At 72.6% G+C, this 365-nt stretch carries 1 pseudogene; it reads right to left on the bottom strand.

Annotated features, from left to right (window positions below):
* A pseudogene (locus tag AC5WS8_RS39435) lies at nucleotides 1-365 on the bottom strand (hypothetical protein); the annotation flags it as partial.

Raw genomic sequence — 365 nt, 5'->3', positions numbered from 1 at the left:
GATCCCGGACACTCCGCCGCCGACGAGCGCAGTCCAGTCGACCTCGCCGCCAGACACGAACAGACCGGCGAGCGCGGCGAGCACCGAACCGGCCTCGGGGCGGTCCTTGCGCAGGGCGGGCACCAGCACCGGGACCTCGCCGTCCGGCCCGGTGCTGTCCTCCAGCACGGTCTGCCCGAGCGCGGTCAGGGTGCCGTCGGGGCCCAGTTCGAGGTAGCGACGAACTCCGCGCGCGTCCAGGGCCCGTACCGCATCAGCGAAGCGCACCGTCGCCCGCACGTGCTGCACCCAGTATTCCGGCGAGGTCAGCTCGTCGCCGGTGACCTCCTCGCCGGTGACCGTGGAGACGATCCTCAGCTGCGGTT

This window comes from Streptomyces sp. PTL18 (genome assembly GCF_059510295.1).
Note: the sequence above shows the minus strand (reverse complement) of the source record. Positions and strands in the feature narration are given on the sequence as shown.